A 23,742-nucleotide genomic window follows, 5' to 3' on the forward strand; every position below is an offset into this window, starting at 1 on the left:
CAATCACACTTTTTCAATCAACCCAAAATAACATGAAGTACCGTAAACTTGGAAATACCGATATGGAGGTTTCTATTCTAGGTTTTGGAGCATCTCCCCTAGGAAATGTTTTTGATGAATGTACCGAAAAAGATGGAGTGGAAACCGTTCATTACGCCATAGATCATGGAGTTAATTTCTTTGACGTATCTCCTTTTTATGGGCTCACTTTAGCAGAAAAGAGGTTGGGAAAAGCCTTACAAGGCAAAAGGAATGTAATTTATCTAGCCACTAAATGTGGTAGATATGGGCTTCAGGATTTTGACTTTTCAAAAACCAGGATTTTAAAAAGTATTGATGAATCCCTAACTAGATTAAAAACAGATTATGTAGACCTGTTGCAACTACATGACATAGAGTTTGTCGATAAGCGGCAAATTTTAGAAGAAGCCATGCCTGCCATTGAAGAAATCAAAGCGAGCGGAAAAGCCAGGTACATTGGAATCACCGGGCTACCTGTGCGGTACTTGGCCCAAATCGCCAGGGAAGTAAAAGTGGACACAGTTTTATCTTGGGCACATTACAATCTCTTGGAAGATGAAATAAACGATGAGTTGGTCCCCCTTTCAAAAGAAAAAGGATTTGGCTTAATGAATGCAGCTCCTTTGATGCAACGAATACTTTCTGATGCGCCACTTCCTGAATGGCATAGATCCCCTGAGGAGGTAAAAGCAATGCAACCTATTTTATTGGAATTATGTGCAAACTATGGGGTTCGCTTGAGTGATGTAGCCCTGAGGTATGCAATGGATCATCCTGATATTGCGACTACCATAGTAGGAATGAATCGCCTATCCCTTATCCAACAAAATGTAGCTGCCGTAGATTTTAAAATCCCAAGTCAATTGCTTGAGGAAATCACACAGCTTTTGGCACCGGTAAAAAACAAAATGTGGTTTGAAGGAAACCCAGAAAACAACCTATAAATACCTATTACCATGAAAGCATTAGTCATTACAGAAGTTGGGAAAACAGAAGTTCAAGAAGTAAAAAAACCAAATGTGGGAGAAGGAGAGGTTTTAGTAAGAGTAGGAATGGTTGGATTTTGCGGCGGAGACTTGAACAGTTTCAGGGGGCTATTTCCCTTGCAAGAATACCCAAATATTTTAGGGCATGAGGTTGGTGGCACGATAGAAGAAATAGGGCCGGGAGTCCCTCCTGAAATTAAATTAGGTACCAATGTCACGATCTATCCTTATCAAAACTGTGGAACTTGCAAGGCATGTAGAAAAGGTAGGCCCAACTCATGTAAGACCAATAAAACCATGGGAGTTAGACGTCCGGGCGCGATGACCAGATACATTTCCGTACCTTATCAAGACACTTTCCCCTCAGAAAAATTATCCCTTCGGGAACTTGCTTTGGCTGAACCTCTAACCGTAGGGTTCCATGCAGCAGAAAGAGGAAGAGTTTCTGAAGAGGATATTGTTGCTGTGCTAGGTTGTGGCATTGTTGGAATGGGAGCGATTGCTTCGGCTGTGGAGAGAGGGGCTCAGGTGATAGCAGTAGATCTAGATGACAATAAATTAAAGATCGCTAAGAAAATTGGAGTCGCTCACACCATTAATCCAAGTAAAGAAGACCTACACGAAGCCCTTCAAAAGTATTCAAATAATGATGGTCCAGATGTCATCATTGAAGCTGTGGGAAGCCCCTCTACCTATAGAGCTGCCGTAGAAGAAGTAGCCTTTACAGGAAGAGTGGTCTGCATTGGGTATGCAAAAAAGGATGTGGATTTTAATACCTCTTTATTTGTTCAAAAAGAAATAGAAATCCTTGGTTCCAGAAATTGTTTGGGTGACTTCCCTACTGTCATTAAATACCTGGAAGAGGGAAAGTTTCCAGTTGATGATGTCATCAGCAAAGTGGTCACCATCGATGAAGCCCCTCAAACCATGATAGACTGGGATGCAAATCCCGTTGGCATCACTAAAATTATGATTGACTTTGACCGAGAATACCATGATTAAATCTTGCGCAACTATAGCACTTGTGCCTCAAATCAATTATGGCCCCTGGATTTTTTGGAAGGATCTAGAGAAAGGAATGGCAAAAGCTGCTGAACTAGGCTTTGATGCCATTGAATTGTTTACCCCTGCCTCTACTACTGTAGAAATCGAATTCTTACATGAGTTACTAACCAAGTATCAATTAGAGTTAGCGGCGGTAGGTACCGGAGCCGGAAAAGTCATCCATGGGCTTACACTTACTGACCCGGATCCTGAGATTCGAAAAAAAGCAATTTCCTTCATATCTGATATGATTTCCTTTGGAGCAAAATTTGGAGCTCCTGCCATCATCGGTTCCATGCAAGGGAATGTACTTCCGGGCAATGTCCGAGACCAGACTTTATCCTGGTTAGCAGAGGGATTGGAAATTTTGGGAGAAAAAGCCCATGAGCTGGATACATTTTTGATTTATGAGCCGCTCAACCGCTACGAAACCAATTTATTGAATACCATGAAAGACGGTGTGGCATTTCTGGAAAAATTAGGAACGAAACACGTAAAACTCCTTGCTGATCTTTTCCATATGAATATCGAGGAAGCGGATATTTCTAAAAGTATTCTCGAAGCAAATAACCATATTGGACATATTCACTTTGCTGATAGCAATCGAAAACCAATTGGGTTGGGACATACTGAGATGATTTCTGTGGCAAAAGCAATCAAGGATATCCAATATTCAGGGTTTATTTCAGCAGAAGCATTTCCTGAACCGAGCCCAGAAGAGGCTGCAATTCAAACTATTCAGTCATTTAGAAAATTTTTCAGTTAACAAAAACCATCATGCAACGATTTTGTCTAACCCTGGATTTAATTGATGATCCAGCATCTATTCAAGAATACGAACAATATCATGCGCCAGGAAGTGCTTGGCCAGAAGTGACACAACATGACATTGACTGTGGGATTACAAATATTGAAATTTTCAGGACTGGAAATAGAATGTTTATGATTCTGGAAACAAAAGATGAGTTCACATTTGAAGAAAAAGCTAAAATGGATGCTACTAATCCTAAAATTGCAGAATGGGAAAACTTGATGTGGAAATATCAACAGGCTATTCCATGGGCAAAACCCGGAGAAAAATGGGTGCTCATGAAACGCATATTCAAATCAGGTGAATAAAACATCGATGGCAATCAATTTGAGAAAAATCATATCCCCATTGGTTTCAAGTCTATTCCTTCTAAGTTTAGCAGGATTCATCTCGCCAAAGGCCAAATCTCCTAAACATGTATTGATCATAGGCATAGATGGGCTGAGTGTTAAAGGTTTTCAAGAGGCTAAAACCCCAAATTTGGACAAATTATTTTCAGATGGCGTTTTGTCCCTTCAAACAAGAGTGGTCATGCCTTCGGTCACTTTACCTAACTGGACCAGTCATTTGACTGCTGCAGGGCCAGAACAACATGGAGTAACCAATAATAACTGGACTTTGGGTTCCCATGAGTTGAGTCCAATCGAAACTGATTTGGAAGGTTACTATCCTTCGATTTTCAAGGCATTAAAGGATGAAAACCCAGAGATAAAAACAGCCTACTTTTATAACTGGGGGAACCTGATCAATTCCATAAATCAGAAATACTTAGATGAAGTGGGATTTGAGGAAAACGATGGTTATCAGGAAAATTATGATAAAGCCTTTGAGTTTGCAAAAGCTTCTAAAGACTCCCCTTTCTTGATTTTCCTGTATACCGTGCACATAGATCATGCTGGCCATACTAATGGCTGGATGTCGAAAGAATACATCAAAGCCATCGAAGAGGCAGATAAAGCAATTGGAGATTTAATTAAAAAAATGAAATCAGAGGATGTTTTCAAGAACACGAATTTCTTTCTGATCACTGATCACGGAGGGAATGAAAAGGGCCATGGGGGACTTAGCAGAGAAGAAATGGAAGTTCCTTGGGCAATTGTAGGCCCTAACATCCTGAAAGATCAAAAATTCCAAATCCCCAATAGCAATGCCAATACTGCATCGGTCATTGCCACCATTTTTGGGGTTAAAGAATTACAGGCTTCTGCCATTGGTAAAACTCCTGAGGGAATATTTAAGAAATAAATAAAAATCCCGCATACTTGTATCGCCCAAATAATCTGTTCCAAAAAAACATTACTAACTCCCCAACTCTTAATTTATGAGAATATCGATTTTTGGCCTTTTGGCAATGGTTCTTGTTTTTGGATGTAATAGTCCTGAAACTTCAGAAAATCTTCCAAGGATTGCAATTGCTGGATTGGCAATTGAATCCAGTACCTTCTCCCCTGCCCAAAGTGATGCTGCTGCATTTAGAACTCGTGTAGGAGAAGAAATATTTAGCTATTATCCTTTTTTGGATTCAGGTTCAGTAGACAGAGGTAGAGCCGAATGGTTTCCTACCTTGAGAGGTCATGCCATTCCTGGAGGAATAGTGACACGTGAGGCATACGATTCCTTGGTTGGTGTCACTTTAGAAATGCTGAAAGAAAATTTACCCTATGATGGATTATTTTTTGATATCCACGGAGCAATGAGTGTGGTAGGGTTGGATGATCCTGAGGGAGATTTCATTCTAAAAGTACGTGAAGTGGTGGGTCAGGAAACTTTAATTTCCACTTCTATGGATTTACATGGAAATGTATCTCAAAGACTTGCGAAAAACACCGACTTAATCACCTGTTATAGAATGGCCCCTCATGAGGATGCCCTAGAATCCAAACAAAGAGCGGTAGAAAACCTGCTAGATCGATTAGAAAGTGGAAAAGGTAAACCAGCTTATAAAGCTTGGATTCCTGTTCCCATTCTACTTCCAGGTGAAAAAACCAGTACCCGAATCGATCCAGGAAAAAGCTTATATGCAAAAATCCCAAGCCAAACAGAAAAAGAAGGAGTCATCGATGCTGCCATTTGGATCGGTTATGCCTGGGCAGATGAACCAAGAAACCATGCCGTGGTAATGGTGACAGGAGACGATGAAAAAGCTGTTTCAGAATCTGCAGAATATTTGGCCAAGAGTTTTTGGGAGGTTAGAAATGAATTTGAATTTGTAGCGCCAGTTGCCACCTTGGACGAAAGCCTAAAAATGGCCTTAGAAAGTGATAAAAAGCCATACATGATTTCTGATATGGGTGATAACCCTACTGCAGGTGGTGCAGGTGATGTTACCTGGACGATTACAGAAGTTTTGAAAAGACCTGAATTCAAATCAGCAGATGGCCCTACTTTGATCTATGCATCCATTCCAGGTCCTGAATTCGTGGAAAAAGCGATGGAAGTGGGTGTGGGAGGAACAGTTGAAGGAACTGCCGGTGCGGCAGTAGATGACCGTTTTGCTCCACCTGTGCCCTTAAAAGGTACTGTAGAATTCATCAAAGAAGGAGATCGGGCTGCAGAGGTAGAAGTAGTAGTGAGAATTGGTTCAGTCCATGTGATCGTTACTAAAAAACGTAAGCCTTATCATAATGAGAGTGACTTCACCGAATTGGGATTGAAGCCAAGAGAAGCCGATATCGTGATGGTAAAAATCGGGTATTTAGTTCCTGAACTTTATGATATGAGAGGCGATTGGGTCATGGCTTTGACTCCTGGAGGTGTGGACCAAGATCTAGAACGATTGGGATATAAACGAATCAACAGACCAATGTTCCCTCTAGATAAAGATATGGAAAACCCAGACCTTAGTACTCGATTCATTCCTGCTTCGGATCAATAAAGAGTATCCTTTAAAAATTATTTTAAAATGCTGTTCCTATTGAGAACAGCATTTTTTTTATCTTCAAACCATATACACTCCAGGATTACATGAAAAAACTAAGTTTAGTACTCTTATTTTTTGGAATTGGATATTCCGTATTGGCTCAGGAAAAAGGACTATCTGATGAAGTTCAAATCCAAAATTTAGTTCAAGAATCATTCGATGTCTTGTTTTCTTCCTATGACCTCGATCAAATAGATACGTTTTATACTCCAGATATTAAAATACTGGAAAATGGTGAAATCTGGGACATGGATATCATTAAAGGCTTATTGACAAACGCTAAAAGCCGAAACTCCGGAGTTCGGACCAATAAATTTGAGTTTATTGAAACCCATGTGGATCATGACATGGGGTATACAATCTATCATAATTACGCCTCATTTTTAAAGGATGGAGAAGTAACTCGTGAGATACATTGGATTGAAAGTGTAGTTGCCATCAAAACTGAAAATGGCTGGAGAATCAAAAATCTTCATAGTTTCCCGGCCTCTGAAAAAAAGTAATTGTATGAAAGCGATACGCCTATTTTTATTCTTCTACCTTTTATTTTTTGGTCAGGCCAATTGCCAAGAAATCAATCCTATTTCAAATGAAACCAAACAAGTATTGTTTTTAGGAAATAGCATTACCTATGCAGGACAATACATCAACTATGTAGAAACCTATTATCGCCTTAAACATCCAGATTCCTCCATAGAATGGATCAATTTGGGTTTACCAAGCGAAACCGTTTCTGGTCTTTCTGAGGAAGGGCATGCAAGAGGGGCTTTTCCTCGTCCTGATTTGCATGAAAGATTATCCAGGGTGTTTAACCAGCTAAAACCCGATTTGGTCTTTGCCAATTATGGCATGAACGATGGAATTTATAAGCCTTTGGATGACCTTCGGTTTCAAAAATATAAAGATGGTATCAATTGGCTTCAGCAATCTATTTCAATAAATGGAGCAAAAGGAGTCTTCCTGACTCCCCCTATTTATGATCCTGCAAAAGGAGAAGCCTATGCAAATGTCTTGGACAACTATTCAGACTGGTTGCTTAGCAAGAGATATACTGACAATTGGGCCGTTATTGATCTGCATTGGCCCATGCGAAAATTTCTGGAAGAAAAAAGAAAGAATAACCCAAGCTATTACCTAGCAAAAGATGGAATACATCCCGGCCCAACTGGTCATTGGCTGATGGCCAGAGAAATCCTCTTTTTTCTAGGGGAAACAGAAATCTCTGCTTATGAAGAATTCAATGAGGCTATTGAAAATATGCCCAATTCCATAGAACTTTTGGAGTTAATCTCCAATAAACAAGCAATTCAAAGAGATGCATGGCTAAGATCAACGGGACATTTGAGGTCTGGGTTGAACGAGGGGCTTCCTATGGAAGATGCCCAAAAAAAGATATCTGAATTAGAAAAGCAGATTAAAAGCTTACTAAATTAAGGAATGCAAAAAGGTAGGTTGGAAGCATTTAGTGATGGGGTATTGGCAATTGTCATTACCATTATGGTACTGGAAATCAAAGTCCCTCATGGAGACGAACTATCAGATTTAAAGCCCATTATTCCAGTGTTTTTAAGTTACATCCTTAGCTTTATATATCTTGGAATATATTGGAACAATCATCATCATATGATGCATACTGTCAAGAAAGTTTCCGGAGGAATACTTTGGGCAAACCTCTATCTTTTATTTTGGCTCTCCTTGGTCCCCTTTGTTACAGGCTGGATGGGTGAAAACAATTTTGCTCCGATGACATTGGCATTGTATGGGTTCATATTGCTGATGGCAGCGGTAGCCTATTTCATCCTTCAAAATAGAATCATTCATGTTCATGGAAAGGATTCTCTTTTAGCAAAAGCACTTGGAACAGATTTAAAAGGATACCTTTCTCCTGTCTTCTATATTCTTGGTATTATCTCCAGTTTTTTCATCCCTTGGCTTGCAGGTGTCTTTTATATCCTGGTTGCCTTCATGTGGCTCATCCCCGACATGAGAATTGAAAGAATACTCAGAGAGGTAGAAAAAAAAGAAGACTAAAAGCATACAATTGAATGAAAATCAATACAAAAATAGTTCTTTCGTTAATTGCAGTGTTTTTAGGAATTTTTGGTATTTCTTTAAGCTTCTTTCCCCAGGAAATCTCCTTTTCCTTGAATCTTCAGGCAGATTTTTTTCTGTTTTTGCAACTCATGGGAGCGCTGTACTTTGGATATACCATGATTAATTGGATGGTCAAAGGCAGCACGATTGGAGGAATTTATAATAGACCTATCGCAATAGGAAATTTCAGTCACTTCGCGATTGGTACTTTGGCTTTAATTAAGTACTCTTCCAAGGCCTTAGATCAATCCCAACCATAATTTTAGCAGCTATATATACTGTATTTGCGGTAATTTTTAGCCTAATTGTATTTATACATCCTTTAAACCGAACCTGATGGAAAACTTACATAAAACCTCATTCCAATTTATCAGCGAACCTTCCGATGTGAATTTTGGAGGGAAAGTCCATGGGGGTATGGTGATGAAATGGATTGACCAAGCAGCATATACCTGTGCCAGAACCTGGGCAGAGACCTATTGTGTAACGGTTTATGTGGGGGGAATTAGATTCTATAAACCAATCAATATCGGAGAGATAATCAAAGTGGATGCAGCTGTAATTCATACTGGTAATTCCAGTATCCATATCATGGTGGAAATTTATTCCCGTGATTTCTCAGTACATGAATTTGAAAAAAAGACGCATTGTATTATCATCTTTGTTTCTGTTGATGAAAATGGAAACCCCAAAAAAGTCAAACCATGGGTACCGCAGACCGATCAAGAAAAGAAGCTGGAAGAATATGCTACAAGATTAAAAACGCTGAGGGAAACCATTCATAATGAAATGCGCCCCTTCTTTAATGAATAATAAAACAATTTAGGCTCCAGAAGGAGCCTAAATTGTTAACGTGCTTTCTTTTTAAACAACTTAAATACTGATTCAAATATTCCAAAAGCCACAAAACCTATGAATAAGCCGATTAGAATCTCTTTAATGATCGAGGGCCAAGATGGAAATAAATGGTGGAAATATTCGATGTTGTGAACGAAAATTCCCCCTGAAACCAAGATCAAGGCTATCGTCCCAATCACTCCCATACTTTTAATCACCTTAGGCAAAGCTTTGACTAAAACCTTCCCAACTTGATCAGAGAAACTATTTTCCTCCTCATTCAATGCTATTAATTTAAAGCCAAATTCATCCATTCTTACGATCAGTGCCACAATCCCATATACTCCTACGGTAGCAATTAATGCAATAATAGACACCACTATAATTTGGTTTAAGATGGGTTCCCCTACTACCGTACCCAAAGCTATGATGATGATTTCTACAGAGAGAATAAAGTCAGTGAAGATGGCAGACTTAATTTTCTCCTTTTCAAGTTTCAGTATTTCTTCTTCTGTAAGATTTTCTGCTAAAGAAACCACTTTCTTGTGTTCATGAGGCACTAAATATTCATAGATTTTTTCAGCTCCTTCAAAAGCCAAATAAACACCTCCAATCACCAATATGACTGTGACAGCAATAGGAAGGAAGGCACTTAATAAAAAGGCGACAGGAAGAATAATCAATTTATTCAGAAGGGATCCTTTGGTAATAGCCCATAAAACTGGAAGCTCACGATCAGAGACAAAACCAGAGGCCTTCTCTGCATTTACAGCCAAATCATCTCCTAAGATTCCGGCAGTTTTTTTCGCAGCAACTTTACTCATCACTGCGACGTCATCCATCAAAGTGGCAATATCATCCAGTAAAGCAAATAATCCTGAAGCCATACTTTTAACTAATCAAATTTGAAATTCCTCATTAAGCTTGTGAAGATAACGCTCCATCAAAGTCTTCCAAAAACTATTCTTTTATCTTTTCTAAAAATAAATCTTCCACGTAAAACTGCCAGTCAGAAAATCTCTTGGCTTGATTCGCCAAATGCACATGATGATCCTGATCCAAAACATAGTCATCTGGTTTATTTAATGACCGTGTTTTGCCATATACTTTTTCCAGTTCTGATTCAATTGAATTCCATTTTGCTTCCATACCTATTAATTCTGCTTTCGCAATATTTCTTTCCTCACCACTAGGATGGTCTAGTTTAGCCAATGTGATCAATGCCTGATTAGTAAATTGAACTACTTTTGCTACTTGTTCATAGGCCTCTAAGTTGTATTTATTTCGTTTTGCTACTTTTTTGGAAGCCTCTATTTTGGATAATACCTCCTCTACAACTTTTAGATTCTCGGCTGCTTTAGAAACTCTATCTTGATACTTTTCTGTCCAAGTACCTAGTGATTCCAGATCTGGCATTTCGATAACAGCTTCCTTAATAGGATCTTCTATATTCCTTAACCTGTTTCGGTCTTTGCCATCTAGCAATGCATTCTTCCAAAAGGCCACGGGACCTTCCAGACTTTCTACAAATGCAAATTCCTCAGACACCAATTCTGGTCCAAACATTCGTTGTCTAAAGGCAGTATGAAGCTCATCATCTGATCTTTTTTCCCCTGACCAGGTGTATTCTGCAAACGTAGCAATCCCTCGTTGGTAAAGTTCAAATAACGGTGAATCATCATCCCATAAAGTCAAAAGTAGCCCATCTGCTTCATTATCGATGGAGCTTAGAGCAAAATCACGAATGTTAGCGGTATTGCTATTTTCAAGTGGCATTAAATTCCATCGTGTTTGACCTGCAGTTGCGCCCATTACTTGAAATCCATTTTCAGTAAACCACTTCATAGCTTTATCATTCCCTGGTGACTCAGGCATGCTGTAATTCCAACGCATGTACACGCAATTTTTAGGGAATAAATCCACAAACCTATTTAGGTTGATTTCATTCTTTGCCCAAATACTATCCACTTGGGCAGCGGTAAGTTTTGAATTATAAATTGAACTATATACACCGGCGTTTTTCAAAGGCATATCATCCCAAAAAATCGGTGTTAAACCTCGGTCTTCTGCATATTTACTTACCTTATTTAACCAAATAAGCTGAAGCTCAAGCGGAGACTTTCCACTATTCCTTCCAGTAGTATGTACCTCATCTCCACCTACGTGTAAATAAGTGGCATGGGTAAATGCTTTCAAAGCATCGGTGTACAAATCAAATTGTACCTCATAAGTTTTTTCATTTAGTGGGTTGAACGCCCAATCGCTGGCAGGATCATCTCTCAACTCCTCATATTCAGGATGCTTTAAAATAAAGGATGCATGTCCTAAACCTTGGACCAAAGGTGAAATTCGAATATTCCTAGCCATCGCATAATCTGAAATTGCTTTCCAGTCCGCTATGGAAAAGGCATCAGAAGAGGCTACAACAGGTTGAAGTTCATATCCTAATTTATCCTCAATTTCAATGATAATCCCATTAATTTTTAAAGCCGCCAGTCTATCCATCAATTCATAGTAATACTCTTTCTGCTCCAAATGATGTTTCACATCCAACTGGATGGCTCGATATGCCAATGCTGGTTCATCAATAATCTCCACCATAGGCAAATAGGCTTCTTGATCCTCCGCATCTTGGGTAATCTGATCCAAGGTCATCAACCCATACCAAAGACCTGCTTCCGAATTGGATTGTATAAAAATCTCATTGGAAGTAATAGAAAGTTGATATCCTTCATTTTTCAATTTCAAAGAAGAGTTCAGCTCCAATTCAATGGAACCAGCATCAAAGACCTCCAATTTTCCTCCCGAAGTAAATTCACCTTTTGCCTTTTCCAAATCCCCCCTAATGGATGATGGATCTAAAGAGGATGCCCCGCTGAAATCAGCACGGGCAGGAATAGGAAGAAGATTGAAATTTGCCTCCGTATTGAGTTTTGTCTGACAAGCAGCAACAGCTGCTAGAATAAGGAATAGGTAAATTAATCTGGTGAACTTCATTTAGGGTTTATTTATTAAAGGGAAAAAGTTTTTCATTTCAAGAAACGAAAATATAGAAAAATTGCCCAGTTTACCTCTTACTTTCAGTAAAAGCAGTTCCTTTCTGATTATTTTTTGGAGAAATCAACTTGTTCCTGAACTAAATACATGATCGGCATTTTTTATTGAGCATTTTTATTTAATTTTTAGATTAACCTTATGGTAATAAAATACCATCTACCCAAAAAATAACCCAGTATCTACATGATTACCCTCCTGATTATTCTGGTGGCTCTAGCTTTTATAATGGTAGCCATCGTTAAATTTGACATTCATCCCTTTCTCGCATTATTCGTCGGAGCTATTTTTTATGGCTTATTATCTGGAATGTCTACTGATCTTATTCTAAAATCTATTTCTGATGGATTTGGAGGGGTTTTGGGAAGTATAGGCCTGTTGATTCTATTAGGAGTCATGATCGGAACATTTTTGGAGAAAACAGGAGGGGCTTTGGTAATCGCTCAAAAGATTTTATCGTGGATCGGAGAAAAAAGAGTGATTTCTGCCATGATGTTTAGCGGATATATCCTGTCAATTCCTGTATTTGGAGACAGTACTTTCATCATGATGAACCCCATCAGCAAATCTCTATCACTGAAGGGGAAAGTTCCTTATGCTGCCACCACGATTGCTTTGGCTTTGGGTGCTACTGCCTCCCATTCGTTAGTTCCTCCTACTCCAGGACCTATTGCCACAGCTGGCATTTATGAGGCAGATTTAGGCATGGTGATTTTCTGGGGCCTTATCGTCAGTTTAATCACTTTGATACCCAGTTATCTATTTGTAAAAAAGGTAGTTTCTAAATTTCCTCTTCAACCAAAGTTTGCAGTTATAAATCCTGAAAATGAACTAAAGAACACCCCAACTCCTTTTAAATCTTTCTTGCCAATAATTATTCCTTTGGTATTGATTGTGATGGCTTCTATCGCCAAATACCCAACCCAACCTTTCGGAGACAATTTCTTTACAGACATCATCCTATTTTTGGGAAGTCCAGTGATCGCTTTACTTTTAGGGACTTTTTTATCCTTTACATTACCTGCTAAATACGACAAGAAATTACTCAGTTCAAGCGGTTGGATTGGCGAGGCCATATTGATCGCTGCCCCGGTTATTTTGATCACAGGAGCCGGAGGAGTTTTTGGAAAAATGCTTCAAAATTCAGGAATTGGAGATTTGGTAAGTTCTAGCTTAAGTGGGGCAAGCTGGGGAATTTTCCTGCCATTTTTAATCGCCTTTTCTTTGAAAACGGCCCAAGGATCCTCCACAGTAGCCATGATTACCACGGCTTCGATCGTCGCTCCATTACTTGGGTCCCTAGGACTAGATACCGAAACAATGAGAGTTTTTGCAGTATTGGCCACGGGAGCAGGAGCAATGGCCGTTTCCCATGCGAATGATAGTTTTTTCTGGGCAGTCACCCAACTTTCAGGCTTGTCCATTAAACAGGGAAACCAATCCCATAGTCTAGGTACTTTCATCATGTCGATCACAGCGATTTCAATGATCTATTTGATCTCATTATTTGTAGTTTAATGGGTCTTCCTTTGTATCAAATGACACGAAGCTCAAAACCTTTGCTCCTAACCTTTCTATTCTTTGGGTGTTGCTTATTTTCTCTTGATGCACAAATTTTAAAAAAGCCTATTCCGGATAAATTGATCATCCTCACTTTTGATGATGCTCCTGCAAGTCATTATTCAGTAGTAGCTCCGATGTTAAAAAAATATGGCTTTGAAGGTACTTTTTTTGTCTGTGAGTTTCCCCCCAATTCCAAAGACAGTACACTATACATGAATTGGAGACAAATCCAGGCTTTGGACCAGCAAGGTTTTGAAATTGGAAATCATACACATAATCACGCCAATATCAGCAAGTTGACACAAGAGGAATTCCATGCACAACTTGCGTATATTGAGCATAAATGTGATTCCTTAGGAATTCAAAAGATTACAAATTTTGCCTATCCAGGATATGGACTCAATACACAAGCCTTGGTTTTTTTGCAAGAAAGAAATTACCACTTTGCCAGAGCCGGAGGAAGTAGAGCCTATGATCCATTAACAGATCATCCTTTTTTAATTCCAAGCTGGGCAACAAATGAATCAAATAAGACAGAAATTATTCAAGCACTTGATCAAGCTAAAAACGGGCATATCGTCGTTCTCACCATACATGGTGTGCCAGATATAGAACATCCTTGGGTGAATACTCCAATAGAATTATTTAAAGAGTACTTGGACTACCTCAAAAAACATGATTTTCAAGTGATCTCCATGGGAGGTTTAGAAGAATATGTGGATTTTGAACAGGCAATGACTCAATTGAGGCCAGATTATTCCAAAAAACTCAATAATTAAAAAGGGCGACCTTTGAATGGCCGCCCTACTTTTAAGTGAATTAATTAACACGCTTTATTTGAGATCAAAACGGTCTAGGTTCATCACCTTATCCCAAGCTGCTACAAAGTCATTTACAAATTTTTCGCCTGAGTCTGAACAGCCATAAACTTCTGCAATAGCTCTAAGCTCAGAATTTGAACCAAAGATTAAGTCAACTCTTGTACCTGTCCATTTAGGCTCACCGGTAGTTCTGTCGCTTCCTACAAATACATTTTGTGCATCAGTAGTGCCATTCCAAGTAGTTCTAAGATCTAAAAGATTCACAAAGTAATCATTTGTTAAAACTCCTGGTCTATTTGTAAATACACCATGCTTTGCACCATTGTAGTTGGTATTCAATACTCGCATTCCACCTACTAAAACGGTCATCTCCGGAGCAGATAACGTCATTAATTGAGCTTTGTCAATCAACATTTCTTCTGCAGAGGCTTTATGTTTTGGAGCGTAGTAATTTCTGAAACCATCTGCTGCTGGCTCTAATGCTTCAAATGATTCAACATCAGTTTGCTCTTGAGAAGCATCACCTCTTCCCGGAGTGAAAGGAACTTTTACTTCATATCCTGCATCTTTTGCTGCTTTCTCTACACCTGCACAACCTGCTAATACAATTGTGTCTGCAATAGAAATCTGTTTGCCTCCTACTTGCTTACTATTAAATTCAGATTGTATGGTTTCCAATACTTCAAGAACTTTAGATAATTGCGCAGGATTATTTACTTCCCAGTTTTTCTGAGGAGCAAGTCTCACTCTTGCACCATTTGCACCACCTCTTTTGTCCGAACCTCTAAATGTAGAAGCCGAAGCCCAAGCAGTAGATACCAATTCAGACACTGAAAGACCTGAAGCTAGAATTTTAGCTTTTAAATCTTCAACATCCGTTTCATCCACTAGTTTGTGTCTCACCGCAGGTATAGGATCTTGCCAAATCAACTCTTCAGTTGGAACTTCAGTACCCAGATATCTGGTTACTGGCCCCATATCTCTATGAGTTAATTTGAACCATGCTCTTGCAAATGCATCTGCAAACTCATCCGGATTTTCGTAGAAATGTCTTGAAATTTTCTCGTATTCAGGATCCATTTTCAAAGCAATGTCTGTTGTCAGCATTGCTGGGGCATGCTTTTTAGCTGGATCAAAAGCATCAGGGACAGTTCCAGCACCTGCACCACCTTTTGGAGTCCATTGGTAAGCTCCTCCCGGGCTTTTGGTCAATTCCCAATCATAGCCAAACAAGTTTTCAAAATAATTATTGCTCCATTTAGTTGGAGTAGTAGTCCAAGTTACTTCGATGCCACTGGTGATGGTATCCTCGGCATTTCCTTTACCAAAAGTATTTTTCCAACCCATCCCCATTTCTTCGATGGATGCGCCCGCAGGTTCAGCTCCAACATATTTAGTAGGATCCGCAGCACCATGCGTTTTTCCAAATGTATGACCGCCCGCAATCAAGGCAACTGTTTCATAATCATTCATAGCCATTCGACCAAAAGTCTCACGAATATCCCTTGCAGCTCCCACTGGATCGGGCTGACCTTTTGGCCCTTCCGGATTCACATAAATCAATCCCATGTGAGTAGCTCCTAAAGGATTCTCCAAGACACGGTCTCCACTGTAGCGATCTTCATCACCCATCCATTGACCTTCTGATCCCCAATAAACATCCTCTTCAGGCTCCCATACGTCTTCCCGGCCTCCACCGAAACCAAAAGTTTTTAATCCCATGGATTCCAAAGCACAGTTACCAGTCAAGATCATCAAATCTGCCCAGGAAAGCTTCTTACCATATTTCTGTTTAATTGGCCAAAGCAATAATCTAGCTTTGTCAAGGTTCGCATTATCTGGCCAGCTATTCAAAGGAGCAAAGCGTTGTGTTCCAGAGCCTCCTCCTCCTCTACCATCTTGAATCCTATAGGTTCCTGCACTGTGCCACGCCATTCTGATAAAGAATGGTCCATAATGACCAAAATCAGCGGGCCACCAATCTTGAGATGTTTCCATCAATTCGAAGATATCCTTCTTTACTTCTTTCAAATCAAGTGATTTGAATTCCTCTGCGTAATTGAAAGACCCTTCCATCGGATTTGATAAAGAAGAATGCTGACGAAGGATATTCAGCTTTAATTGATTTGGCCACCAATCTCGATTTCGCATTCCTCCACCAGCAACTTGTTTCATAGTACCGCCAGTAAAAGGACATTTTCCTGCTTTGTCGTTTACACCGTAACTATTTCCGTTTGATGAAGAATGATTATGAGGGTTATCCATGTTAAAATAGAGTTTTAGTTAGTTACTTAGATCAGCTAAGTTATCAAAAATTTTATTTATATAATTTAAATTTCCATAGATAATAACTATGGGTATTTCACTTACTCAATATCCAAATTGGCTGTAAGTAATTTAATAAAAAAAGAATAAAAATAGAGGCCAAAAACCCCGTAACTGACAAAAATCATTGATCTCGATCCAAAGCTAATTCCCCAATCGAGCTCCCCTAAGTACCACCACAATTTTCACACTTAAATTGACTACACGCTACTCACTTTATTTTGAGATTGGTGGAAAAAGATAGTATTTTCAACTGATGAGGTTTTATTATAAATCATTGTCAATCAGATTCTTTTGACTTCTTCCATCATTAACAATTATTTATGTCTCTACCACTCATAATTTTAGCCGTTGCCCTGGCTGTCGGCTTCATGCTGGTAAGTATTTTTAATCGCTTCGTCCGAAACAAAAACACCGTCAAAGATGCTTGGAGTAATATTGATGTGGCCTTGAAAAGAAGGTATGATTTGATTCCCAACTTAGTCGAAACAGTCAAGGGTTATGCTGCTCATGAGCAGAAAACCGTTGAGAAAGTGATTCAGGCAAGAAATGCTGCCATGGCTGTTCCCTTCGGGGAAATCAATCAACAAATCAACAATGGTTAGTTCCCCTTCAAGTTCTGGAAGCTCCGCCGGTGGTGGCTCTTTTGGTGGTGGTTTCGGAGGAGGCGGAGGTGGAAGCTGGTAATTGTAAACTTAAATGAGACTTTTCCTTTAAATTTCTGAATCAGCATCGTATCATCTACCATTGATAACCTTCTCAATATGATTAATTACTTAAATTTAATCCCTTAAAATCTCTTCAAATAGAATGTTAAAAGCATTATTAATTACAACACTTATCCTTTTTTACTCTTGGAATCTTACATTTCAAGATCCTCCAAAAATTCTAATCATTGGCGATTCCATTTCTATTGGCTACACCCCTTTTGTCAAAGAGAAATTCGGGGATGCTGCCATTGTAAAACATAATCCCGGAAATGCTCAGCACACTGGAACTGGACTAGAAAAGATTGAGGAATGGATTGGGGATGAAGATTGGGACATCATTCAAATCAATTGGGGCTTATGGGATTTATGTTACCGACACCCTGATTCTAAAGTCTATGGAAACAGGGATAAAGTAAACGGAACGCTAACCTATTCATTGGAAGAATATAAATCGAACTTAGACTCGATAGTTTCAAAAATCAAGAAAATTTCAGATGCCAAAATAATTTTTGTCACCACTACTTATGTCCCGGAAAACGAAGCTGGAAGATTTAAGAAAGACCCTAAGAGATATAATAAGGTGGCAAAAACCGTCATAAAAAAGCAGGGCGTTTTGATCAATGACATTTATAAACCTTCAATTACCATTCATAATAACTTTGGGATTGGAGACGATGACGTACATTATACTCCAGAAGGATACGAGCAATTAGGATCGATTGTATATGAATTTCTGAATAAAGAAATTCAATAATTGAAATTTTAGAAAAACCTATTCCTCTCTATCTTTTTGATTCATTCGAACCACTTTTTGTAAAACAATTGGTCAATAAATTACTATGAAAAACAGTGTCTTTATAGCAACCAGTTTGGATGGATTTATAGCTGGAAAAAATAATGAACTCGATTGGCTTTCAACTTTTCCAGAAATTGATGACATCAACACCGGATTTGATGATTTCACTTCACAGGTAGATGCGTTATTGATGGGAAAAAACACGTTTGAAATTGTAGCTGGTTTTGAAGGAGAATGGTTTTACAAGAAACCAGTATTCGTCTGGAGCAACTCCACCCCTGAATTACCATCCAAATTTCAAGGAAAAGCATTTCTAGTTAAAGGCACTTTGAAAGAAGTCCTTTCACAGATCCATAAACAAGGTTATAAAAATCTTTATATCGATGGAGGTAAGACCATTCAAAGCTTTTTGAAGGAAGATTTGATTGATGAAATGATCATCACCACCATACCAGTGCTTTTGGGAGGAGGTATTCCCCTCTTCGAAGATCTTCCAAAACAATTGGTGTTTACTTGTAAAAAAACCACCCTATTTTTAGATAAGGTGGTTCAAAATCATTTTGTAAGATTGAGGGAAACTACCTAGCGGTCCAGCCTCCATCTACAGTTACCATCGACCCTACCATATAGTTGCTGGCATCTGATGCCAAGAAAATTGCGGCTCCTTGGATCTCTTTCAATTCTCCCCACCTACCTAGAGCGGTGGCCCCAACAATAAACTTTTTCCCTTCTTCGGTATCTGCAATTGGTAAATTCATTTCTGTTAAAAATGGCCCTGGGCAAATTGCATTCACATTGATATTAAATGGAGCAAATTCCAATCCCAAAGCTCGGGTCATTTGAACGACGGCACCTTTGCTTGAGGTGTAAGGTGTCCTGTTTGCCAGTCCAACCAATCCCAAAGTACTCGCCAAATTGATGATGCTGCCACTTTTCGCAGCCTTCATATAGGGGGTCACCGCCCGGCAGCAAAGCCAAGTGCCAGTAACATTGATATCCATTACTTTTTGAAAATCTGCTAAAGTCAACTCATCGATAGCTCCTCTGATATTAATCCCTGCTGAATTGATCAATATATCTATTCTTCCAAACGCTTCTATTGCAGCTTTTGCCATCGCAATGGTTTGATCTTCCTTCACCACATCCGCTTGAAAAGCGATCGCTTTTACCCCATATATTTTAGAAATTTCATCTGCTGCAATTTGGCCTTCGTCTAAAGTCCTACTGACAAGCATCACATTTGCGCCAGCACTCGCCAAACCCGCTGCCATCGCTTGTCCCAGTCCTTTGGATCCACCGGTAATGATTGCTGCTCGTCCTTTCAGATCAAAAAGTTTTATCCCTGGTAATTCACTTACTGAAGTATTCATAGTTTAATGTTTTAATTATTTTTTTGATTTTGGATTAGCCTATTCCTAAGCTTTTCTTACTGAAAGAAAGGCAAGAAGTGATATTATTTTCTTCAAACGCCAGTCTTTGTTCATCACTTAACCCCTCCACTTTGGGTAATTCTCCTGGATAACTTTTCCCTCTTACTTCCATTATAATTTTTGCAAGTTCTTTTTCAGGAATATCTTGAAAGGTCTTCCAATAGCCACTTTCCATTACGGGGATTTCTAAAGGGTCTCGAGTAATCATCTCTAGACTAAAATGGATGGATGGGTTATATTTTTTGCAAAGTTCTACTGCTTTTTTTAAGTCTATTATTCCTGTTCCTAATGGAACTTCAGAAAGTAAAAACCCTTGTTCATATTCTTGAACCCCCATATCCTTAACATGAGTTGAAAATGCCATTGGTGCCAATGTTTCAATGACGGTAATAGGGTCTTCTAATAACGCAACATTATTCCCAAAGTCCACAGTTACCCCAACCCATTCACTTCCCAAGTTTAGGATTATTTCCGCTAGTTCTGAAGCTGTCCAATCTTTGTGATTTTCTACCGCCAACTTCATTTGGTGCTTTCTAACGATCGGTTCAGCGAGAGACAAAGCCATTAAAGCTCCGGCTTTAAACTCTAAAAACTCTTTCTCCGAATGGAAATTTTCATACCTTCTTCCATTCAAACATACTGTTCGAAGGACTTCAGCTCCAGCTTCTTTACCTGCCAATACTTCTTTTTCAAATAATGGTACTTGACCCGAAGTTTGAGGTAACCGTATGCTCCCTTCCAGATAGAGGTCACTTTTTTCTCTTACATCCCTTACTTTTTTCGCAAAATCACTCGCCCATCCATTGACACCTACTTGTACTCCTCCTGCTCCGATCTCTTTGCAATGCTTGATCAAATCGATGGCATTTTCGAAGGAAGGATAAGCCGAGCTTCCAGCTTTTGAATGCCATCGAGCAACGTAGGAATGAACCACAATACCCATTGGGATACCGGCCATGGCTTCCGGGATTTCCGGAAATGAAAAATTCATTGCAAACACTCCCAAACCTGCTGTTTTCAGGAAATCTCGTCTTCCTGAATCAAAATAACTTTGTGCATTTTTCATTGCTTATGGATTGGGTTTTTCATGGAATGTGGAAGGTTCATTCTAAATTTTCTATATGTTGATTCAACTCTTCAGCGGACCAAGGATACACCCTCCCTTGAGTTGTCAAACGCATTCCTCCTACCGTCCTCCTTGAGATAGGAGGAGCTTGGTTTCCCCATTCATTTCTGATGTAGGTCAAGATGGCTGCAATGCTAGCATCATCCATCGTAGAGTGTGCAGGCATAACAGGTAGTATTTCTGGGGCATCGTACTTTTTCCCATCCACCTCAATGGGTCCCTCTAACCCATGTAAAAGAATTAAGGAAAGGCGCTTTTCATCCCCTAATACCCATTCAGAATTTACCAAAGGTGGCCCCATTCTATTTTCTCCTCTACCATCTGAGCCATGGCAACTTGCACAACTAACCAGGAACTTCTGCCTTCCATCTGCAAATTGTTTCAAAGCAGAAGCATCTAATGAGCCGGTTACTACTTCGACTTCGTCCGGATGGAAACCTGGCCAAGTGAACAAACTTTTCAGCATCCCTATTCTTTGGTAATCCATGGGTAAGTCTGTTCGTTGAAAAATCGAAGGCTCTGAATTAAAAGATACAAAACCTTTTTCAGGAGAATTTGCAGATTGAATAGCCAGTGAACTCAGGACTGTTTGTTCTTTCCAGCCCAACTCAGGAATATCCACAAGCGCTAAGAGCCCCTTAATTTCATTTTGATCTGCTTTTTTAACGATGGAAGCTGTGAGCATTTCCAGAAATATTTCATGCTCCGGCTTCAAATCATTCCATGTTACATCCTTCCAGATAGCTTGAAGAAAATCATATTCCCGGTTGGTCAAACTACTCATTGCGGCATCCCTGATCAAAGCATCTTCTCCCTGTTTAGACAAGACTTCCAACAAGACTTTTTGAGCATCCTGATCTGACAAAGCATAAGAACTTAATGCCATTTGTAAATCGGTGGATTGCCCAGCATCTTTTGACTTCTCTATCATTTTCTTACCCAATCTCCTCCTTGTACCTTCACCATCTTTTGCAAGCTTATCCAACATGCGTAAAGCTGCACTTTGCATCAACTCAGAATCAAGGTCTAAAACTTCAAATAGAAATTCCTCATCCGCTTGTTCCATTCCTTCCAAAGTCCAAAGTGCATGAAAAGAGCCCAATTCATTAAATGAATTCAGAACAATCTCCTTTAATGCCGGAACCTGGCTTTTATCATTACTTTCCACAAGTAATCGCTGTGCCATATCCCGGTACCAACCATCTGTATGTCCAAGATAGGCTAGTAATTCTGAATCGGATTTAGAAGAAAGTTTCTCAACTTTTTTAGGATCAGTATCGATAGGAACAACTCTCCAAATTCTCCCCATATGAACTGGCGCGTCTAGTTTTCTTTGGATAGTTTGCTCCCTTAAATACTCCGTCATGTAATCCAGATGTTGAATGATTCCTCGATACATATCAACAATATATAAGGCACCATCAGGTCCCACGTAACCATTCACAGGTCGGAATCTCTCATCGGAAGATGCCAAAAATTCTCTATATGGATTTGGATCATTTGCTACCAGGTAATTACCATTTTCTTTTACCACATTTCTTTTTACCAAATTCCCGGCATTCTCCATGACAAAAATATTTCCTAAATATTCTTGAGGGAACAAAGAGCTTCTATAGACTGTAGGAGCACAAGCAGAAGTGAATTCTAAAAGCCTTCCTTCTTGATCCAAGGTACCAGGAATATAGCCTCTGTTTACTGCGAAGTTTGGTCGAATGGGATATACCCTTCGATCAATAGTTAATCCATAATCAATCCCTGTAGCAGGAGTATGGTTAGGATTGGCAAAAAGATAATTGGGAGGGACAAGATCTCCATGAAGCTGAGACCAATTGTAATTATAAATCAGTCTGCCTTTATCATCTTGAGAAATTCCCCACTGACCTCTAAACTCAGTACTGTCACGAATCCATTCATCCCCTTTTAATCGATAGCGCAATCTGGATTTAGCACTGTAATACCAATTATCAACAATTCTGACCAACCCATTATCTGTATGCTCCACCACTCCATTTTGAGAATAAGTAGAATCCAATAAGATTTTGGTATCTGCTTTTAAATCTCCATCCAGATCTTCCGTGATCCATAATGCATTATTTTCGGCGACTAAGGCTCCCCCCTTAAAAAGCCCTATAGATCTAGGCATTACCAAGCTATCCAGGTAAATAGTAGATTTATCCATCTCTCCGTCCCCATCTTGATCTTCCAAAACAGAAATTCTACCTATGGGTTGCTCTTCATCATTTCCTTCAATATCTACCATATAGCCCCGCATTTCTATTACCCACATCTGTCCATCTTCATCAAATTGTATAGACACTGGCTCTTGAACCATTGGTTCAGCAGCAACTAATTGGATTTTGAAACCTGGTTCTATTTGGAAAGTAGCATGTTCTTCAGCGGGACTTAATGGAGGAAAAATGATATTCAGACCCTCTTTTTGGGTACTTGTGCAGGCCAAAATCAGCAGCATCAAACCAACGATGCTTGGTAAGCGGATAATCGACATAGGTAAATTTCGGGCTATTTATTGCCTATTCATCACAATGAAATGCAATTTTATAAACAAGGCAGTTTTCCTAATTTGACACTTATTCAAATGATACACAAGCCTATTTTACTAAGTGGTCTAATTATTTTTGGTATTACTTCAATTCCTTTCTAAGACTATCTCCTATCACTATGTTCAGCTTCAATCCATTTTTAGTCCTAATCTTGATGATTCTCTCATCCGTTTCCACCTACCTAATTACCAAGCATTCACTCATTAAAAACGAATCGGAGGTGCTAATTTCTTAAAACTGAGTTGGAATGGAACGCAATTACCTGATTACCCTGCAGGAAAACCCAAGATTTCTATCTTCATCCTAACTCCCAATTCCTCATTTCGCAAACATATTCATCCAATAATTAATTCGGAAGAATTAACCAAAGGAGAACTGTTTGTAGAAGATGAATTTGTAAATCAATTAAAAATGAAAGCTGGAGCCCCCATCAGTGAAGTAGTAAATACAATGCATTATGGTGCAAATCGGGGGAATACCCCCTACTGAAATCATTGTCTTTTACGCGGGAAGTGAAGGGTTGACCAATAAAAAAATCATGGAAGATCTATAGTATAAAAAATTATCTCTTCTGACTATTCAGCTTGCCCGAATCTTGCTTTTCAAAAAGTAAAAACAAGCATATTTTTATTAATTTATTGCT

The 23,742-nt window shown here is 39.2% G+C and carries 22 protein-coding genes; 16 read left to right on the forward strand and 6 right to left on the reverse strand.

Translation table 11 applies throughout. From position 1 onward, the window contains the following. The first annotated feature begins 32 nt into the window (after window positions 1-32). The 11 genes from JYB62_RS08735 to JYB62_RS08785 all read left to right on the forward strand — a co-directional run bounded on the left by JYB62_RS08735 (window position 33) and on the right by JYB62_RS08785 (window position 8,689). On the forward strand, window positions 33-965 hold the full coding sequence (locus tag JYB62_RS08735; RefSeq protein WP_205645014.1) for an aldo/keto reductase: 933 nt from the start codon (window positions 33-35) through the stop codon (window positions 963-965). Window positions 966-977: 12 nt separating this feature from the next. Next, window positions 978-2,009 carry a zinc-binding alcohol dehydrogenase family protein gene (locus tag JYB62_RS08740; protein WP_205645015.1) on the forward strand — a complete coding sequence of 344 codons (1,032 nt, stop codon included), beginning with the start codon at window positions 978-980 and terminating at the stop codon, window positions 2,007-2,009. Next, window positions 2,002-2,817, forward strand: coding sequence for a sugar phosphate isomerase/epimerase family protein (locus JYB62_RS08745; RefSeq protein WP_205645016.1), 816 nt, complete (start codon window positions 2,002-2,004; stop codon window positions 2,815-2,817). Before JYB62_RS08740 ends, JYB62_RS08745 begins: the two co-directional genes overlap by 8 nt. Before the next feature lie 11 nt (window positions 2,818-2,828). After that, a complete protein-coding gene (locus JYB62_RS08750; RefSeq protein ID WP_205645017.1) occupies window positions 2,829-3,170 on the forward strand; it encodes an L-rhamnose mutarotase in 342 nt (113 codons plus the stop codon). Then, entirely contained in the window at window positions 3,163-4,107 is a 945-nt protein-coding gene (locus JYB62_RS08755) for an alkaline phosphatase family protein (RefSeq protein WP_317194647.1), read from the forward strand. The genes JYB62_RS08750 and JYB62_RS08755 overlap by 8 nt, the downstream gene beginning before the upstream one ends. Window positions 4,108-4,183: 76 nt before the next feature. Continuing rightward, a complete protein-coding gene (locus JYB62_RS08760; protein ID WP_205645018.1) occupies window positions 4,184-5,737 on the forward strand; it encodes a M81 family metallopeptidase in 1,554 nt (517 codons plus the stop codon). A gap of 89 nt (window positions 5,738-5,826) precedes the next feature. Beyond that, window positions 5,827-6,285, forward strand: a complete 459-nt coding sequence (locus tag JYB62_RS08765) for a nuclear transport factor 2 family protein (RefSeq protein ID WP_205645019.1) — start codon at window positions 5,827-5,829, stop codon at window positions 6,283-6,285. 4 nt (window positions 6,286-6,289) lie between these two features. Next, a complete protein-coding gene (locus JYB62_RS08770; protein WP_205645020.1) occupies window positions 6,290-7,216 on the forward strand; it encodes an SGNH/GDSL hydrolase family protein in 927 nt (308 codons plus the stop codon). Window positions 7,217-7,219: 3 nt separating this feature from the next. Continuing rightward, window positions 7,220-7,813 carry a TMEM175 family protein gene (locus tag JYB62_RS08775; RefSeq protein ID WP_205645021.1) on the forward strand — a complete coding sequence of 198 codons (594 nt, stop codon included), beginning with the start codon at window positions 7,220-7,222 and terminating at the stop codon, window positions 7,811-7,813. A gap of 14 nt (window positions 7,814-7,827) precedes the next feature. Next, window positions 7,828-8,136, forward strand: coding sequence for a hypothetical protein (locus tag JYB62_RS08780; protein WP_243431470.1), 309 nt, complete (start codon window positions 7,828-7,830; stop codon window positions 8,134-8,136). A gap of 76 nt (window positions 8,137-8,212) precedes the next feature. Next, entirely contained in the window at window positions 8,213-8,689 is a 477-nt protein-coding gene (locus JYB62_RS08785; RefSeq protein WP_205645022.1) for an acyl-CoA thioesterase, read from the forward strand. 35 nt (window positions 8,690-8,724) lie between these two features. On the opposite strand, the gene JYB62_RS08790 is transcribed toward JYB62_RS08785, so the two are convergent. Next, window positions 8,725-9,600 carry a DUF808 domain-containing protein gene (locus JYB62_RS08790; RefSeq protein ID WP_205645023.1) on the reverse strand — a complete coding sequence of 292 codons (876 nt, stop codon included), beginning with the start codon at window positions 9,598-9,600 and terminating at the stop codon, window positions 8,725-8,727. Window positions 9,601-9,673: 73 nt separating this feature from the next. Continuing rightward, complete coding sequence (locus JYB62_RS08795; protein WP_205645024.1) at window positions 9,674-11,710, reverse strand: family 20 glycosylhydrolase; 2,037 nt, start codon at window positions 11,708-11,710, stop codon at window positions 9,674-9,676. A 243-nt stretch (window positions 11,711-11,953) separates the two neighbouring features. On the opposite strand from JYB62_RS08795, the gene JYB62_RS08800 reads away from it, so the two are divergent. Both JYB62_RS08800 and JYB62_RS08805 read left to right on the forward strand, forming a co-directional pair. After that, window positions 11,954-13,285: a GntP family permease gene (locus tag JYB62_RS08800; RefSeq protein WP_205645025.1), complete on the forward strand. Its 1,332-nt coding sequence runs from the start codon at window positions 11,954-11,956 to the stop codon at window positions 13,283-13,285. Window positions 13,286-13,305: 20 nt separating this feature from the next. Next, a complete protein-coding gene (locus tag JYB62_RS08805; RefSeq protein WP_205645026.1) occupies window positions 13,306-14,109 on the forward strand; it encodes a polysaccharide deacetylase family protein in 804 nt (267 codons plus the stop codon). A 54-nt stretch (window positions 14,110-14,163) separates the two neighbouring features. Here JYB62_RS08805 and katG read toward each other — a convergent pair whose 3' ends face one another. Next, entirely contained in the window at window positions 14,164-16,416 is a 2,253-nt protein-coding gene (katG, locus tag JYB62_RS08810) for a catalase/peroxidase HPI (protein ID WP_205645027.1), read from the reverse strand. Between the two features lie 383 nt (window positions 16,417-16,799). Between katG and JYB62_RS08815 the strand changes: the two genes are divergently transcribed. The 3 genes from JYB62_RS08815 (at window position 16,800) to JYB62_RS08825 (ending at window position 18,568) form a co-directional block, all read left to right on the forward strand. Further along, the gene (locus tag JYB62_RS08815; protein WP_243431473.1) at window positions 16,800-17,081 is read left to right on the forward strand and encodes a LemA family protein; all 282 of its coding nucleotides are present in this window, start codon (window positions 16,800-16,802) and stop codon (window positions 17,079-17,081) included. A 205-nt stretch (window positions 17,082-17,286) separates the two neighbouring features. Beyond that, on the forward strand, window positions 17,287-17,940 hold the full coding sequence (locus tag JYB62_RS08820) for an SGNH/GDSL hydrolase family protein (RefSeq protein ID WP_205645028.1): 654 nt from the start codon (window positions 17,287-17,289) through the stop codon (window positions 17,938-17,940). Window positions 17,941-18,025: 85 nt separating this feature from the next. Next, window positions 18,026-18,568 carry a dihydrofolate reductase family protein gene (locus JYB62_RS08825; protein WP_205645029.1) on the forward strand — a complete coding sequence of 181 codons (543 nt, stop codon included), beginning with the start codon at window positions 18,026-18,028 and terminating at the stop codon, window positions 18,566-18,568. Here JYB62_RS08825 and JYB62_RS08830 read toward each other — a convergent pair. Genes JYB62_RS08830 through JYB62_RS08840 form a run of 3 tightly spaced genes read right to left on the reverse strand, consistent with a single transcriptional unit; the run spans window position 18,561 to window position 23,044 of the window. Then, a complete protein-coding gene (locus JYB62_RS08830; RefSeq protein ID WP_205645030.1) occupies window positions 18,561-19,352 on the reverse strand; it encodes an SDR family NAD(P)-dependent oxidoreductase in 792 nt (263 codons plus the stop codon). The two genes, JYB62_RS08825 and JYB62_RS08830, sit on opposite strands and share 8 nt — an antisense overlap. Window positions 19,353-19,386: 34 nt before the next feature. Next, entirely contained in the window at window positions 19,387-20,478 is a 1,092-nt protein-coding gene (locus tag JYB62_RS08835) for a sugar phosphate isomerase/epimerase family protein (RefSeq protein ID WP_243431475.1), read from the reverse strand. Between the two features lie 37 nt (window positions 20,479-20,515). Continuing rightward, on the reverse strand, window positions 20,516-23,044 hold the full coding sequence (locus JYB62_RS08840; protein WP_205645031.1) for a DUF7133 domain-containing protein: 2,529 nt from the start codon (window positions 23,042-23,044) through the stop codon (window positions 20,516-20,518). Between the last annotated feature and the right edge of the window lie 698 nt (window positions 23,045-23,742).

This window comes from Algoriphagus lutimaris, assembly GCF_017051705.1.
Lineage (GTDB): Bacteria > Bacteroidota > Bacteroidia > Cytophagales > Cyclobacteriaceae > Algoriphagus > Algoriphagus lutimaris.

Coding starts and splice junctions, on each gene's coding strand:
- JYB62_RS08770 (WP_205645020.1), top strand. CDS start 6,290: ATGAAAGCGATACGCCTATTTTTATTCTTCTACCTTTTATTTTTTGGT.
- JYB62_RS08820 (WP_205645028.1), top strand. CDS start 17,287: ATGTTAAAAGCATTATTAATTACAACACTTATCCTTTTTTACTCTTGG.
- JYB62_RS08765 (WP_205645019.1), top strand. CDS start 5,827: ATGAAAAAACTAAGTTTAGTACTCTTATTTTTTGGAATTGGATATTCC.
- JYB62_RS08805 (WP_205645026.1), top strand. CDS start 13,306: ATGACACGAAGCTCAAAACCTTTGCTCCTAACCTTTCTATTCTTTGGG.
- JYB62_RS08760 (WP_205645018.1), top strand. CDS start 4,184: ATGAGAATATCGATTTTTGGCCTTTTGGCAATGGTTCTTGTTTTTGGA.
- JYB62_RS08790 (WP_205645023.1), bottom strand. CDS start 9,600: ATGGCTTCAGGATTATTTGCTTTACTGGATGATATTGCCACTTTGATG.
- JYB62_RS08780 (WP_243431470.1), top strand. CDS start 7,828: ATGAAAATCAATACAAAAATAGTTCTTTCGTTAATTGCAGTGTTTTTA.
- JYB62_RS08740 (WP_205645015.1), top strand. CDS start 978: ATGAAAGCATTAGTCATTACAGAAGTTGGGAAAACAGAAGTTCAAGAA.
- JYB62_RS08745 (WP_205645016.1), top strand. CDS start 2,002: ATGATTAAATCTTGCGCAACTATAGCACTTGTGCCTCAAATCAATTAT.
- JYB62_RS08795 (WP_205645024.1), bottom strand. CDS start 11,710: ATGAAGTTCACCAGATTAATTTACCTATTCCTTATTCTAGCAGCTGTT.
- JYB62_RS08750 (WP_205645017.1), top strand. CDS start 2,829: ATGCAACGATTTTGTCTAACCCTGGATTTAATTGATGATCCAGCATCT.
- JYB62_RS08815 (WP_243431473.1), top strand. CDS start 16,800: ATGTCTCTACCACTCATAATTTTAGCCGTTGCCCTGGCTGTCGGCTTC.
- JYB62_RS08735 (WP_205645014.1), top strand. CDS start 33: ATGAAGTACCGTAAACTTGGAAATACCGATATGGAGGTTTCTATTCTA.
- JYB62_RS08800 (WP_205645025.1), top strand. CDS start 11,954: ATGATTACCCTCCTGATTATTCTGGTGGCTCTAGCTTTTATAATGGTA.
- JYB62_RS08830 (WP_205645030.1), bottom strand. CDS start 19,352: ATGAATACTTCAGTAAGTGAATTACCAGGGATAAAACTTTTTGATCTG.
- JYB62_RS08840 (WP_205645031.1), bottom strand. CDS start 23,044: ATGTCGATTATCCGCTTACCAAGCATCGTTGGTTTGATGCTGCTGATT.
- JYB62_RS08775 (WP_205645021.1), top strand. CDS start 7,220: ATGCAAAAAGGTAGGTTGGAAGCATTTAGTGATGGGGTATTGGCAATT.
- katG (WP_205645027.1), bottom strand. CDS start 16,416: ATGGATAACCCTCATAATCATTCTTCATCAAACGGAAATAGTTACGGT.
- JYB62_RS08785 (WP_205645022.1), top strand. CDS start 8,213: ATGGAAAACTTACATAAAACCTCATTCCAATTTATCAGCGAACCTTCC.
- JYB62_RS08835 (WP_243431475.1), bottom strand. CDS start 20,478: ATGAAAAATGCACAAAGTTATTTTGATTCAGGAAGACGAGATTTCCTG.
- JYB62_RS08825 (WP_205645029.1), top strand. CDS start 18,026: ATGAAAAACAGTGTCTTTATAGCAACCAGTTTGGATGGATTTATAGCT.